General features: G+C 41.3%; 12 protein-coding genes. 7 read left to right on the plus strand and 5 right to left on the minus strand.

What is annotated here, in order from left to right; all coding sequences use genetic code 11:
• The 3 genes from BLR53_RS08710 to BLR53_RS08720 form a co-directional block, all read right to left on the minus strand.
• Positions 1–3477: a hybrid sensor histidine kinase/response regulator gene (locus BLR53_RS08710; protein ID WP_074589027.1), complete on the minus strand. Its 3477-nt coding sequence runs from the start codon at positions 3475–3477 to the stop codon at positions 1–3.
• 150 nt (positions 3478–3627) lie between these two features.
• Positions 3628–4311, minus strand: coding sequence for a LytR/AlgR family response regulator transcription factor (locus BLR53_RS08715; RefSeq protein WP_037442624.1), 684 nt, complete (start codon positions 4309–4311; stop codon positions 3628–3630).
• Between the two features lie 3 nt (positions 4312–4314).
• Positions 4315–5829, minus strand: coding sequence for a sensor histidine kinase (locus BLR53_RS08720; protein WP_074589030.1), 1515 nt, complete (start codon positions 5827–5829; stop codon positions 4315–4317).
• A gap of 112 nt (positions 5830–5941) precedes the next feature.
• Here BLR53_RS08720 and BLR53_RS08725 point away from each other — a divergent pair, with 112 nt between their 5' ends.
• From BLR53_RS08725 to BLR53_RS08735, 3 genes are read left to right on the plus strand one after another with little or no spacing between them, the layout of a single operon-like run.
• Positions 5942–6301 (plus strand): ArsC family reductase, encoded by a 360-nt coding sequence (locus tag BLR53_RS08725; protein WP_037442622.1) that lies wholly within the window; start codon positions 5942–5944, stop codon positions 6299–6301.
• Positions 6302–6355: 54 nt separating this feature from the next.
• Positions 6356–7093, plus strand: coding sequence for a hypothetical protein (locus tag BLR53_RS08730; protein WP_037442620.1), 738 nt, complete (start codon positions 6356–6358; stop codon positions 7091–7093).
• Between the two features lie 26 nt (positions 7094–7119).
• Complete coding sequence (locus BLR53_RS08735) at positions 7120–9087, plus strand: M1 family metallopeptidase (protein WP_074589033.1); 1968 nt, start codon at positions 7120–7122, stop codon at positions 9085–9087.
• Between the two features lie 56 nt (positions 9088–9143).
• On the opposite strand, the gene BLR53_RS08740 is transcribed toward BLR53_RS08735, so the two are convergent.
• The gene (locus tag BLR53_RS08740) at positions 9144–10436 is read right to left on the minus strand and encodes a mechanosensitive ion channel family protein (protein WP_051760056.1); all 1293 of its coding nucleotides are present in this window, start codon (positions 10434–10436) and stop codon (positions 9144–9146) included.
• 22 nt (positions 10437–10458) lie between these two features.
• Complete coding sequence (locus tag BLR53_RS08745) at positions 10459–11103, minus strand: hypothetical protein (RefSeq protein ID WP_074589038.1); 645 nt, start codon at positions 11101–11103, stop codon at positions 10459–10461.
• Positions 11104–11258: 155 nt separating this feature from the next.
• Between BLR53_RS08745 and BLR53_RS08750 the strand changes: the two genes are divergently transcribed.
• The 4 genes from BLR53_RS08750 (at position 11259) to fusA (ending at position 14944) form a co-directional block, all read left to right on the plus strand.
• Positions 11259–11483 (plus strand): VF530 family protein, encoded by a 225-nt coding sequence (locus BLR53_RS08750; RefSeq protein WP_037442634.1) that lies wholly within the window; start codon positions 11259–11261, stop codon positions 11481–11483.
• A gap of 431 nt (positions 11484–11914) precedes the next feature.
• Complete coding sequence (gene rpsL, locus BLR53_RS08755) at positions 11915–12328, plus strand: 30S ribosomal protein S12 (RefSeq protein ID WP_008244597.1); 414 nt, start codon at positions 11915–11917, stop codon at positions 12326–12328.
• Positions 12329–12344: 16 nt separating this feature from the next.
• Entirely contained in the window at positions 12345–12812 is a 468-nt protein-coding gene (gene rpsG, locus BLR53_RS08760) for a 30S ribosomal protein S7 (protein WP_037442618.1), read from the plus strand.
• 17 nt (positions 12813–12829) lie between these two features.
• Positions 12830–14944 carry an elongation factor G gene (gene fusA / locus BLR53_RS08765; protein WP_037442616.1) on the plus strand — a complete coding sequence of 705 codons (2115 nt, stop codon included), beginning with the start codon at positions 12830–12832 and terminating at the stop codon, positions 14942–14944.
• Positions 14945–14989: the final 45 nt, after the last annotated feature.

Here is a 14989-nt window from a genome sequence, read left to right on the forward strand (position 1 = left end):
TTAGCTTAACCATACTCTTAACATAGATAACAGTTGATCGACATCTACAGGTTTGGCGATATAATCGTTTGCTCCTGCCTCGATACATTTTTCTCTGTCATTTTTCATAGCCTTTGCAGTCAGTGCAATGATCGGAAGCTTCTTATAAGCTTTGTCCTTCCTGATCAGTCTCATTGCTTCATAACCATCCATTTCCGGCATCATAATATCCATTAACACAATATCAATCTCCGGAACTTCATCCAGTTTCTCCAGCGCCTCCTTACCATTTGTCGCAATAACAATTTTCATGTCGTAAATCTGCAGGGCACTGGACAGCGCGAAAATATTACGCATATCATCATCTGTAATTAATACCGTTTTGTGCTGCAGCGCTTTTTCGATAGTAGAAATCGTTTTCCCCTGTGTAGGGCTTTTTGAAACAGCCTTGAATTTTTCCTGTTTTTTAAGCTTGTGCATAAATAAGCTCACTTCGTCAATTAATCTGTCATTCGATTTATTGGACTTCAGAACCATCGCTTCCGTATACTTCATAATATGTGCAATACTATCCTGGTCAAGTTCCATTGCTGTGTTTATAATTACAGGGATATGCGCATACTCAGGCTTCTGCTTAATTTGGTCGAGCAAGTCAAATCCAGATATATCAGGTAGGTTCAGATCCAGGATAATGCAATCAAAACTCCTGGAATTAACTAGCTCCAATGCCGCTTCGCCAGTAAATGCCTGGACTACATCGATTCCTCTTTCAGTTAATTGCTCCTTTACGGCCATACTTTGCAGTTCATGGTCTTCTATGACAAGAACGCTGTTAAAGTCGAGATGAATGTTTTCCGACTGCCAGGTCTGGAAGGCTTGGTCCAGCTGATCTTTTTCAATCGGTTTTTTAAGGAATCCAATAGCACCTTCCTGCAATGCTTTTTCACTTTTAAATTCACCGGCAGACATCATGTGTACAGGAATATCTTTTGTTTGTGGATTGGATTTAAGCTTTTTTAGGATTGTCCATCCATCCATTACTGGTAGCATAATATCCAGGATAATGGCATCAGGTAATTCCTTTTGAGCCATTTCCAGCCCAACATCGCCACTATGGGCAAGCAGCGGATCGAAGCCTTTTTCGATTGCATAATCTTTCAGGACGTCCGCAAAAATCAGATCATCTTCTACAATTAACAGTGTCTGTCTCCTGTTTTGATTTACAGCCTGCAATACTGGTTCCGAAACTAATGGAATTGTAATAGGCACTTTTGCTGCTTGTAATGGAGCCGGGCGTTCTTCGCCTGATTGTTTTGCTGGCAGATACAATGTGAAAGTACTTCCTGTGCCAGGTTCACTTTCAACCTGTATTTCCCCTCCAAGGATATGAGAAAGCTCTTTGCTGATGGAAAGCCCTAAACCTGTACCTCCATATTTTCGGCTTGTAGTTCCATCGGCCTGTTTGAAGGCTTCAAAAATTAGCTTTTGCTTATCTGATGGAATACCTATTCCACTGTCTTTTACACTGAAAGATATAATCTGATCTTTGCTCGTCTGCAAATTCTCTGCATAATAGGTAAGCTCGGCGGGAGCTTTACTTATTTCCAGATTGATCTCTCCATTTTCCGGCGTAAATTTAAAGGCATTCGAAAGCAGGTTTTTAATAATCTGCTCGGTTCTGGAAAGATCCGTCATGAAGCGTGGCGGAAGGGCCTCATCAATAATGGTGCGGAAAGTGATCTTTTTGCTTTTGGCAATTTCAGAGAACAACGATTCCATGTTTCTGGCAATTTCTTCCGGTCTTACCGGTTCAATATCAAGATCTACCTTTCCGGATTCGATTTTTGACAGATCCAGGATATCGTTAATCAGAGTCAGGAGATCTGAACCGGCATTATGAATGACGCCGGCATATTTAATTTGTTCTTCATTTAGGTTTTCAGGTCTGTTTTCTTTTAGAATACGGGCCAGGATCAGAATACTGTTCAGCGGGGTGCGAAGCTCATGGCTCATGTTTGCCAGGAACTCCGATTTATAGCGGCTGGATATGGCCAGTTCTTCAGCTTTCAGGCTCATGGCCTCTCTAGCCTCAGTGATCGATATATTTCTTTCTTCCAGTAGGCTGGCCTTTTCTTCGAGCTCTGCATTGGTTTGCCGTAATTCTTCCTGCTGAACACGAAGTTCCTCTTCGGAAGCCTGAAGTTCTTCTGATTTATGCAGCAATTCTTCGTTAGTGGTTCTCAATTCTTCCTGCTGGCTTTCCAGTTCTTCTGCCTGCTGCTGTGTCTGCAGGAATAATTCTCGCAACTGCGTTCTTGCCTGCGCGCTGTTTATACCAACACCTATCGCATCAATTACAGTATCGATAAAGTTCATGGTATCTACCGCTGCATTTTGCAATAAGCCTATTTCAATCACAGCGATGGTCTCATCCTGGAATAATACAGGTACAATAATCAATTCTGTAGGTTTCAGGCTGCCTAATCCGGTGCTTACCTGGATATAGTCATCCGGAATTTCACGCAGCGTTTTGCTCTTTTGCTCCAGCGCCGCCTGACCAACCAGTCCCTGGCCGAGTGCGATATCTTTTTTTCGTTTTCTGGCATCATCCCAAGCATAACCATTGCTGAAACTGAGCGTCTGTTTCTGCGTGTTCACCAGGTAGAGCGCTCCGACAGGTGCATTTACATAATTGCAAAGCTGTGTAATAATATGTCCTGTCAGTTCTTCGATTTCCTGTTCCCCGCTCATAACATCATTAATTTCAGCGGCACCGGAAAGAAGCCAGTTCTTTTTCTCATTTTCTCCGGACAATTTTTCCAGTTGGGTATTATTCTTACGGATCTGCTCTTCGGTAATTTTTTGGGTATCGAATGTCCGTCGAATAAAGCTGAACAGATATAGGATCAGCGCAAAAATAATTGTGGAACTAAGCGTAATGATAATGGTGCTGCGCGTTGTACTATTCTGCCGTGTTTTAGTTCTTAATTTAAGCATCTGCTTTTCTGACTTAATCAGATTTGAACTGGCATTTAGAAATTTGTACTTAATATCTGATCCATGGTTATTAAGGATCATATCTATTGCAGCAGTTTTCCCCTCAGAACTATAAACTTCCAGTGTTTTACTCATATCCCGAACCAGTTCCGTAGCATAGAACTGAACAGAGTCCAGTTGTGCATCGTCTGCCGTATTTTCTTCAGACATGTGTCTAAGATCTTCCATTGTGGAATCTATCTGACCGATGTTCTCTTCGTATGGCCGCAGGTATTTTTTGTCACTCGTCAGAATAAAACCACGCAGGCCTGTTTCTGCATTCAGAAGTTTAACTTCCAATCTTTCCGCACGATCTATGAAATCATAAGTATGATTCTCCCAGTCGGAGTCAATATCTACGGAGCGGATGCTGAAATAAGAAGTTACCGCCGAGACAAGTACAAACAATAGCGATATGGCAAAGCCTGTTAAAACTTGTTGCTTAAAAGTAAGTTTAAACATAAAATACGAAATAGTGGTGATGAAATATCCTTCAGCATAAATTAGTCCCAGGTTATTTGCTGAAGTGGAATATAGTGTTAGAATTTATAACAATAATAAGTATAAATCCGGGTTTCAGGAGTAAAGAAGTGAATTTTGGAGAGAATTTTTCTAGAGATCTTGCATACATTGGGCATAACTGGGCCCTATAGGGATTTGGAGCGTATCAATCCATACTTGATTGCGGTCAAATCTTGTGATAGATTTTCTTGCGACAATGAATGCGCGGTGTGTTCTGATGAACTGTCCGGCGGGGAGTAAGCTTAACATCTCGCTAATTGGCATGCGGGTACTGACCAGGGGCTGTTCCTTTCTGTGCACCTGCGTGTAATTTCCTGCAGCCTCAATATAGAGGATGTCGGACACATTAATTTTTATCTGTTCATAACCATCTTTGATGAACAAGTGCAGGTCCGTATTTTGCTGGTCTGCATTCTTTCTGAGCCTGAATAACTCTTCGGCCTTGTTACAGGCTTTTAGAAACCTGGAAAGAGAAAATGGTTTCAGCAGGTAGTCCAAGGCGTTTAATTCAAACCCTTTAACTGCATGCTCAGCATAAGCAGTTGTGAAAATTACGAGCGGAGGATGGGAGAGGCTGTTCAGGAAATCTATTCCATTGATATCGGGCATCTGGATATCCAGGAATATCAGATCCACCGGATTTTGTTTCAGGTAAATAATCGCATCAAAAGCATTGGTGAAACAGGCTTTGAGGTCGATAAATGGAACCTTTCCGGCCAGGGAACTGACCACATCCAGGGCTATGGGTTCATCATCTATCGCAATGGCATTCATCTTTTATAATTTCAGGGTTAAATGTACAAAAAATTCTTTCGCACTCTCTCTGATGAGTAATTCATGTTTCCCGGGATATAGCAGCATCAGGCGTTGTTTGACATTTTCCAGTCCGATTCCGCTGTGCGTTCTTTCCGGGTCATTTTCCGATTTAAGGTGAATGCTGTTATGTACATCAAAATACAAGGTGTTTTCTTTAGTTTGCAGCGTAATTTTAATATGCGAAGGCTGTTGCAGACTTATGCCATGTTTAAATGCATTCTCTACAAAAGGGATAAGCAGCATCGGTGAAATCTGCAGCTCGGTAAACTGCTCCTCTATTTGGGTGCTGATCGTAATATCTACTGACTGTGAAGTCCTGAGTTTCTGCAGGTCGATATAATTCTTAAGATAATCCAGATCCCTTATCAGCGAAATTTTATCCTGCATATTTTCCTGTAGCATAAAACGCATCATATCTCCCAGTTTTTGAATTCCTTCAGACGTACGGTCTGCTTTTTCCTGCAATGCAGTTCCATAGAGCGTATTTAAGGCATTGAACAGAAAATGCGGATTGATTTGCGATTTGAGAAAATTCAGGTTGGCGTCGGTTTGGCCCAGTTCCTTCTTTAACTTATAGATCTGTTCGGCCGTAGAATTTCTTCTTTTGTAGATCTGCCATGCCAGGGGCGCAGTGATCAGGTATTGCACAGGCAGGTTAAATGCAATCACAATAGGGATAAGCTGATTTCTGCCACTGATTAGAAATGCAAGCAGACACGTAGCGATAAGGCTTATCAGGATAAGTCCGCTTAGTTTATAGAGATAGGTACGCAACGGTTTTTTTGCCGTATCAAAGATTTGAGGAATCAATTCGTATACCGAATGGATAAATAACCATATCGCTGTGGCAGAAATTAATGTCCAGCAAATAATTACCTGAAACCCCGCGTTTGTGGCCAGCCAGAATAAAATACCCGCAAACCAGATAATTGAGCCAAACAAGATCTCCAGTTTTTGCTGACTGAGATCATTCCGCTCTTGTTGGTTGGCAAAATGAAAGATGAGGTTTTTTAAGGCGACATAAATTGCAATTAGTACGACCAGCCATGCCGCATAACCAAAGCCATTAAAAAATATTTGTTCATAAGCGTCCTGAATAGTATCGTAACGAATTAGCAGAAAGGCCTGGCTATACGTTCTGGTGATACTGATAATTAGGCCGGCAAACACGAATACAATAAAGATCAGACATAAATGCATTCCAGTATTTGTTTTCCTGTACAGGGCAGGAAGGCTGCAAAAATTAAGGAGCAGAAAACTGAAATATAGAAGGGAATATTTAAATACTGCGGGAATGAAGTAGTTATAAATATAATTGAAACGGATACCCGCCTGACTGAATTCGTAGGGAATATCATGGGCATTATTTCCGCTTGAAATTAAGGTTAGAATCGCGAAAGCATAAATTGCGCTGACAATTTTGAATTCTGTTTTTTGAAGTTCCTTAAAACTGAAGGGAAGTTTAATATGGGTCATAAATTGTTAATTTCTTCTACAATATTACGGAAGTCGTTTTTAGGCCTGATGAAAATGTGACGAACTGGAGAATAAATGTGATGAATAATGAAATATGGGTTAAATTGCGCCTATGGAAGCAACAATTACAGTTTATGGTATTCCAAATTGCAATACTGTAAAAAAAGCCAGAGTCTGGCTGGAAGAACAGGGTCTGAATTATACTTTTCACGATTTTAAAAAAGCGGGGATTACAAGGGAAAAATTAGCACAATGGTCGGCAGTTTTTGGCTGGGAAATTGTACTTAATAAAAAAGGAACGACCTGGCGTAAGCTGGATCCTGCTGTGCAGGCTGGAGTGAAGGACGAAAATTCGGCTATCGCTGTACTGCTTGAAAATACCAGTGCGATCAAAAGACCTGTTGTCGAAGTAAACGGAAAACCTGTATTAATCAGTTTTGACGCAGAACAGTATGCTGTTAATTTTTGTTAAAATATCAGCCGTAAACCCGTCAATCCTTAGCTTTACCTAAATCTATCTCAACGCATGAATAAAATAAAAATCATATTAGCCGCTGTCATCTGCGCTTTACCCTGGGTTGCTTCTGCACAATCGGGTATTAGTGGTGGAGTTTTTGATCAGGAGAACAAAAGTATGCCGTTACAAAAGGTAAGAGTGAAAAACCTGACCAAAGACGTAACGATGGAAACAGGTGCCGCCGGGCAATTTTCTATCCGCGCGGAAAAAGGAGATTTACTGGAGTTTTATCTTCCGGGCTATCATACTGACACTTTGTATCTAACCAGTATGCAAAGTAAAACTATCTATTTGCCACCACTTTCCAACAATCTTAAACAGGTTGACGTTCAGAGTGCCCGGCTTTCTAAAGATCTGGATTTGAAAGCAGGACAGGGGCAGGCATTCAAACGTGTATCTGGAATTGCACCTACCAAAAACATTCAGCGTGCCGGTGGAATTGGGTTGGCTTTTGGCTCGGGTAAAGCAAGGAGAGAGAAAATTAAGGAAGAGGCATTGGAAGAACGTGCCTATTATGAATCGGAGATCAATCATTATTTCAATGAAGAGTATATCAGTGGCATGTTGAAGATTAAAGGACAGGAACTGAAAGACTTTATTAATTTCTACCGCCCTACAGTAGCTACTGTAAAAACCGATCCTCCATTTAATTATGATTATTATATTGCGCAGGCATATCAGGCCTGGATGAAACTTCCGCCGGATCAGCGCAGAACTCCGCCTATGCCTAAACTCATTAAAAAATAGAACCAATGTATAAAACCTTTACACGAATGAAGAACCATTTTGTTCAGAAAACACTCCTGATGGCAGTGTTTTTTGTTTATAGTATCAGTGCTGTTGCTCAGGATTCAGCTAAACAGGGTTATGATCCACATGTGGCTTTTAGTCCATTGTTCTATACCCAGAATGGTAATGAATACCGTTCGGCAAGTGGATATCCGGGCCCTAAATACTGGCAGAACCGTGCCGATTATAATATTTCGGCAGTATTAGATGAAACGCAGAATAAAGTTAGTGGTACAGTAACCATAACCTATAAAAACAATAGCCCGGATGCTTTACCTTATTTATGGCTTCAGTTAGATCAGAACCTTTTTAAAGAGGGTTCCAGAGGTAACAGTCTGATCAAAGCGGGTAGCCGTTACGGAGCCAGGGGAGAGAAAGTCGAAGGTGGGTATACCATCTCAGGTCTGAATGTAGCGCAAAAAGGAAAAGATTTAAAGTTTACTTCGATCATTGAAGATACCAGAATGCAAATCCGTCTGGATCGCCCGCTTGCTGCCAACGGAGAAGTAATCACTTTAAAGATGGATTTCTCTTTTATTGTCCCTAAAAATGGCTCTGATCGTATGGGACATCTGGAGACTCAAAACGGAGAAATTTTCACTATTGCACAATGGTTCCCTAGAATGGCTGTCTATGATGATGTAACCGGATGGAACACTTTGCCTTATTGGGGTGCATCTGAATTTTACTGTGAATATGGAGATGTTAACTTTTCTGTAACCGCACCTGCCAGTCATATTTTGATGGGGTCAGGTGAATTGCTAAATCCGCAGGAGGTGTTTACCGCAGAACAGTTGAAACGCTGGAATGCAGCTAAAAACAGCGACCAGAAAATTGCAATCCGCTCTGCTCAGGAAGTGACAGACCCTAAATCACGTCCTTCCGGTAAACAGCTGACCTGGAAATTTAAGATGAACAATACGCGTGACGTAGCCTGGGCTTCTTCTAAAGCTTTTGTGCTGGATGCGGCAAGGATTAATCTTCCTGATGGTAAGAAGTCATTGGCGGTTTCTGCTCAGCCTGTGGAGAGTAATGGCGATGACAGCTATGGCAGGGGAGTGGAGTATGTAAAAGCTAGTATTGAGCATTACTCTAATAAATGGTTTTCTTATCCTTATCCGATGGCGGTTAATATTGCTTCTAATATTAGCGGTATGGAATACCCTGGAATTGTCTTTTGTGGCTGGAAAGCTAAAAATGGAGATGTATGGGGTGTGGTAGACCACGAGTTTGGCCATAGCTGGTTTCCAATGATAGTTGGCAGCAATGAACGCAAATACGGATGGATGGATGAGGGTTTTAATACCTTTATCAATGGTATTTCTTCTGCAGAATTTAATAAAGGCGAATATAAATCACCGGCGGTAGATATGCATAAAGTTGCGCGTTATCTGGCAAATCCGGAGCGGGAGTTTATTATGCTGACGCCAGATGCAATGGAAGAGAAAAATATAGGCGTTAATCTGTACAGTAAACCAGGATGGGGACTTAATCTTTTAAGAGACCAGATTCTTGGTGAAGACAGGTTTGATTATGCTTTTAAACAATACATTAGCCACTGGGCATATAAACATCCTACACCATTCGATTTCTTCCGCTCTATGGAAAATGCAGCTGGTGAAGATCTTTCCTGGTTCTGGAAAGGCTGGTTTATTGGCAACTGGAAATTAGACCAGGCCATCAGTTCTGTAACGCCTGTAATGAAAGACGGTAAAATTGAAAGTTATCATTTGAAGATAGATAACCTTCAGCAAATGCCGATGCCGGTGATCTTACGTGTAACTAGAAAAAGCGGACGTAAAGATACTATCAAGTTACCGGTTGATATCTGGATGAGTAATAAAAGCTGGGTAGTGGATTATCCGACAACAGAAGAGCTGGTTTCAGCTGAGCTGGATCCGGACAAGGTTCTGCCAGATATAGACCCGGCGAATAATACGTGGTTTAAATAAACTAATAAAAAGAAAGGCTGTACATTTTATCAATGACAGCCTTTCTTTTTATTAGTTTATTCCAGTGTTTCAGGTGAGATACGGCCTTGTGCCTGTGTACTGTCAAGCTCTCCGATCTGCAGATTGAAATAAGGTGCTGCTGAAATTACATGGTCAAAAATATCGGCCATAATATGTTCATAATCTATCCATTTGGTTGTTCCCGCGAAGACATAGATTTCAAGTGGCAGTCCGTAAGGTGTGGGAGCGAGGTGGCGCACCATCATCGACATGTTCTTGTGCGTTCCGGTATGATTGGAAAGGTAATTGTCTATATATTTCCGGAAAAGCCCGGCATTAGTCAGGTTGCGGCCGTTGACCAGTAAAGATTTATCTGCTCCAGACCGCTCATTACTTTTGTCAATATCCTTCTGCCGGTGTTCTATATAACTTGTCAGTGACTGGATCTGTTTCATCTGCTCAACTTCCTCCGGAGTTATAAAACGAATAGAGGACTGTTTTATATAGATAGCCCTTTTGATCCTTCTTCCGCCTGTTTTTGTCATGCCTCTCCAGTTTTGGAAGGAATCTGAAATCAGCGAGTATGTGGGAATAGTCGTAATAGTCTTATCAAAATTCTGAACCTTTACTGTAGTCAGGTTAATTTCCACGACGTCACCGTCAGCCCCGAATTTGCTCATCGTAATCCAGTCTCCGATGCGTACAGTGTCATTTGCTGTAATCTGAATGCTGGCGACGAACCCCATGATGGTATCCTTGAACATTAAGAGTAATACTGCGGAGATGGCACCCATTGCTGTGAAGAATGCCACAATTGACTGTCCGGTCAGGTTGGAGTAGATGACTACTGCACCAATTAAGAATAAAATTAGTCTGATTACCTGCAGATAACTATCTATAGGCTGTCCGCGGAATGCAGGTTTATTGCGGAAATCATCTGCGCCCGCTTTAATCAGCGTCATCAGAATCCAGATCACTACAAAAACCATATAACAATCTGCTATAATATTTGCCGGTTTAATCCATTCCGGGAAATCTGCCAGCACAACTGGTAAGACCAGTTGTACAAAAACCAGAACCACACTTGAGGCGATATAATGCGGGAGCCTGTTATTCAGCAGATGCCTGAAAAAATTAAGCGGGTAGGTTTTGCTTATTCTGATAAGTATGAGCCTGAGTATCCGACGGATACCCCTGTGGACAACATAGACCAGAACAATTAGTGCGAATACTAAAGCAAATAAATTCAGAAAAGATGCAAGATCATGGTCTACGCCCCATTTGGTAAGTAAATTGTAGGTCCAGCGGCTGACAGGGGAAATATGTTTAAGCAGTTGAGGTTCAGTCATAAGCGATTATCTGGGGTACAGGCTATCTAGCCTTAAAAAAACTTTCTTTAAGAAGTTGTGCATCTATAAGCGGGGCAGGTTCATCCAATCTGATCTGCCAGCCTTTCTGTTTGAGTAGGGGAATGTCAACTTTGGCAACTGAAAGGTCTTTTCCACGCAGCTGCTGTTTATAATGTAAAGCCGGAAGCGGTTCAATATCGGCAGCGGTCGAAAAAAGAATATCGATTCTGAATTCAGGCCACAACTGAATATCACCCAGATTTGCACTGAATACTTTCTTCGTAGTCCCCGGAGCAATCAATGCCGCAAATTCTCCTTTGAAGTGTCCGGATTTTGCAGTGGTAAATGAACCCAGCAATTGAAACGAAGTTTCATTCACCAGGTGGAAATGTGCAACTGCTGCGCTATGCTGATCGGTAATAACTGCCAGGTAAACGCCTTCCTTTTTAAATTCGGCCACCGGTGCAGCAGCCTGCGGGCGGTTGGAAACCACTGCGTTGTCTTCCGGAATATCGCCATGAACCAAGGTGACTTTACTGGCTTGAACAGGAATTTCAAAATCATTGGAATCCGTTACGCCAATAGTATCTTTATCAATAATCTTTGTGATATAACCTTCGATGTTTTCGTCTACAAAACGAACAAAATCTCCTAAATTTAAATTCATATACGCTGGTTTTTATAAAGCCGGGGGTGATTCCCTTACCTGCAAACCTAAGCATAATAAAATAAATTTTATCTTTGGGGCTGAGTCCGGGAATGACCTGCTGTCAGCAGAAAGGTGCCTCAGTTTCTGATCCTCCGGACTTAATAATTTTCAATATGACAACAGACGAAAAACAAGTTAATAATCCTTTACACGGTAAAACCCTGGAATTTATCCTCAAGCAACTGGTTTGGCATTACGGTTGGGAAGAATTGGGTACTCACGTTAAAATCGCGTGTTTTACGAATGATCCGAGTTTGAAATCCAGCCTTAAATTCCTTCGTAAAACAGATTGGGCGAGGAAAAAAGTAGAGAAACTATATCTGGATACTTTTGATTAGTCTCCCAGCAGTTTAGCTGCCTAAACCATTAAGTATTCTTTTGTTTTTCTTCGGGGTTGCGATACCCTTCCTTTACCCTTGGTATACCGTTGCGATACCCTTGGTATACCCTTTGGGTAAAGGAAGGGTATACCAAGGGTATCGCAACGGTATATCAACTCCGAAGATTTACAGGTGTAAAGCCACCTGCCGTCACCGCAAAACCGCACCAGGGCCTTCCTGCACTATCTGGCGATATCCCGGGCAGAATATTTAGAGCTTAAATCTGCTCCCGGCTTCAGCATCAGTATTTTACCCCTTCGTTATTTTTTTTGTTTGTATTCATTAAAATTAGGTTAACCCCTTGATTTATAAAATGTATTGTCATACCTTTGCAGTCCCTTAATTAGGGGTAAAGTTTTTAGTAACAACATAGAAAACAAAAAAAAACAATGCCAACCATTCAACAATTAGTTAGAAAAGGTAGAGTAGCACTGGAGTTCAAGAGTAAGTCTCCGGCGTTGGACAGCTGTCCACAGCGAAGAGGTGTATGTACACGTGTATATACCACTACCCCTAAAAAACCAAACTCAGCAATGCGTAAAGTTGCCCGTGTACGTTTAACCAATGGTAAAGAGGTGAATGCCTATATTCCAGGTGAAGGTCACAATTTACAGGAGCACTCAATCGTATTGATCCGTGGTGGTCGTGTTAAAGATTTACCAGGTGTACGTTATCACATCATCCGTGGAGCATTAGATACTTCAGGTGTTGCTGGTCGTAACCAACGTCGTTCAAAATATGGTACTAAACGTCCTAAACCAGGACAAGTAGCTGCTGCACCAACAAAAGGTAAAAAGAAATAATTAGGAGGAACAACAAATGAGAAAGTCAAAACCAAAAAAGAGAATTATCCTTCCTGATCCAAAATTTAACGATGTTCAGGTGACAAGATTTGTAAACAATATGATGTATGATGGAAAAAAATCCATCGCATATTCTATTTTTTATGATGCTGTAGAATTAGCAGAGAAAAAAGCTGGTGAGAACGGTTTAGAGATCTGGAAACGTGCGTTAACAAACGTTATGCCTGCAGTTGAAGTGAAATCACGCCGTGTAGGTGGTGCAAACTTCCAGGTACCAACAGAAGTAAGACCAGACCGTAAGATTGCTTTAGGCATGAAATGGTTAATCTCTTTCGCCCGCAGACGTGGTGAGAAAACAATGAAAGAAAAATTAGCTGGTGAGATCGTTTCAGCTGCCAAAGGTGAAGGCGCCGCAGTTAAGAAAAAAGAAGATACGCATAAAATGGCTGAGGCTAATAAAGCGTTCTCTCACTTCCGTTTCTAATCTTAGAAAATCATAAAATGTCAAGAGATTTAAAATTTACAAGAAACATTGGGATCGCGGCTCACATTGATGCGGGTAAAACCACAACAACTGAGCGTATCCTTTATTATGCCGGAGTAAATCACAAGATTGGTGAGGTACACGAAGGTGCATCTACCATGGACTGGATGGTTCAGGAAGCGGAACGCGGGATAACAATCACGTCTGCAGCAACAACAGTTTTCTGGCCTTACCGTGGTGAAAAATACCAGGTAAACGTTATTGACACACCAGGTCACGTGGATTTTACCGTTGAGGTAAACCGTTCATTACGTGTACTTGATGGTTTAGTATTCTTATTTTCAGCTGTTGATGGTGTTGAGCCTCAATCTGAAACTAACTGGCGTTTAGCTAATAACTATGCTGTTCCACGTATCGGTTTTGTTAATAAAATGGATCGTTCAGGAGCTGATTTCCTGAAAGTTGTGAAACAAGTTAAAGATATGCTGGGTAGCCATGCAGTACCTTTACAGTTACCAATTGGAGCAGAAGACAGTTTTACTGGTGTAGTTGATTTAATCAACAACCGTGGTATTATCTGGAATGAGCATGATAAAGGTATGACCTTTACTGAAGTGCCAATTCCTGAGGATATGGTAGAAGAAGTTGCACAATGGAGAGAGAATTTATTAGAAGCTGTAGCTGATTATGATGAATCTTTGATGGAGAAATTCTTCGAAGATCCAAACTCTATCACGGAGCGTGAAATTCTTGATGCATTGCGTAAAGCAACTTTAGATGCTAAGATCGTTCCTATGGTTTGTGGTTCATCTTTCAAAAACAAAGGTGTTCAGACTATGCTTGACCTGGTTATGGAATTATTGCCATCACCAATGGATGTTGACGGTATTACCGGTATCAATCCAAATACAGGTGAGGAAGTTACCCGTCAACCGGATATTAAAGAGCCTTTTGCAGCTTTAGCATTTAAAATTGCAACAGATCCTTTCGTAGGTCGTTTATGCTTTATCCGTGTTTATTCAGGTAACCTGGAAGCTGGTTCTTACGTATATAATGCACGTTCTGAAAATAAAGAACGTATTTCACGTATTTTCCAGATGCATGCTAACAAGCAAAACCCAATTCCTAATGTAGGTGCTGGTGATATTGCTGCTGTAGTAGGATTTAAAGATATCAAAACCGGTGATACACTGTGTGATGAGAAACATCCAATTGTTCTGGAATCTATGGATTTCCCTGAGCCGGTTATCGGTTTAGCTATTGAGCCAAAAACTCAGGCTGATGTTGATAAATTAGGTCTGGGCTTATCTAAATTAGCTGAAGAAGATCCTACATTCAGAGTTCAGACAGACGAGGAAACTGGTCAGACTGTAATCTCTGGTATGGGTGAGCTTCACTTAGACATCCTGATTGACCGCTTAAGACGTGAGTTTAAAGTAGAGGTTAACCAGGGAGCGCCACAAGTTGCTTATAAAGAGGCTATTAACGGTACTGTTCAGCACCGTGAAACGTATAAAAAACAATCTGGTGGTCGTGGTAAATTCGCGGATATTCAGGTTATTATCTCTCCAATTGATGCTGATTACGAAAAAGGTGGTTTACAGTTTGTAAACGAAATTACAGGTGGATCTATTCCACGTGAATTTATTCCTTCAGTTGAGAAAGGATTTGCAGCTTCTATGTCTAACGGTGTATTAGCAGGATATCCACTTCCTGATATGAAGGTTAGATTAATTGATGGTTCATTCCACGCAGTCGATTCAGATGCTTTGTCATTCGAACTTGCTGCTAAAATGGCTTACCGTGAGGCATTGCCTAAGTGTAATCCAGTATTGATGGAGCCAATCATGAAAATCGAGATCCTTACTCCAGAAGAAAATATGGGTGATGTAATCGGTGATATGAACCGTCGTCGTGGTCAGCTTTTAGGTATGGATACCCGTAACGGTGCCCAGGTAATTAAAGCTACTGTGCCTCTTTCTGAGATGTTTGGTTATGTAACTCAGTTACGTACAATCACTTCAGGTCGTGCAACGTCTACTATGGAATTCGATCACTATGAGCCAGCTCCAAGAAACGTAATGGAAGAAGTTATCGCTAAATCCAAAGGCAGAATCAAATCTGCAGACTAGTTTTTAATCAGCTGCCTGTTATTAATAGCTCTAACAGGCAGCTTT

The sequence above is a fragment of the Pedobacter antarcticus genome (assembly GCF_900103515.1).
Taxonomy (GTDB): Bacteria; Bacteroidota; Bacteroidia; order Sphingobacteriales; family Sphingobacteriaceae; genus Pedobacter; species Pedobacter antarcticus.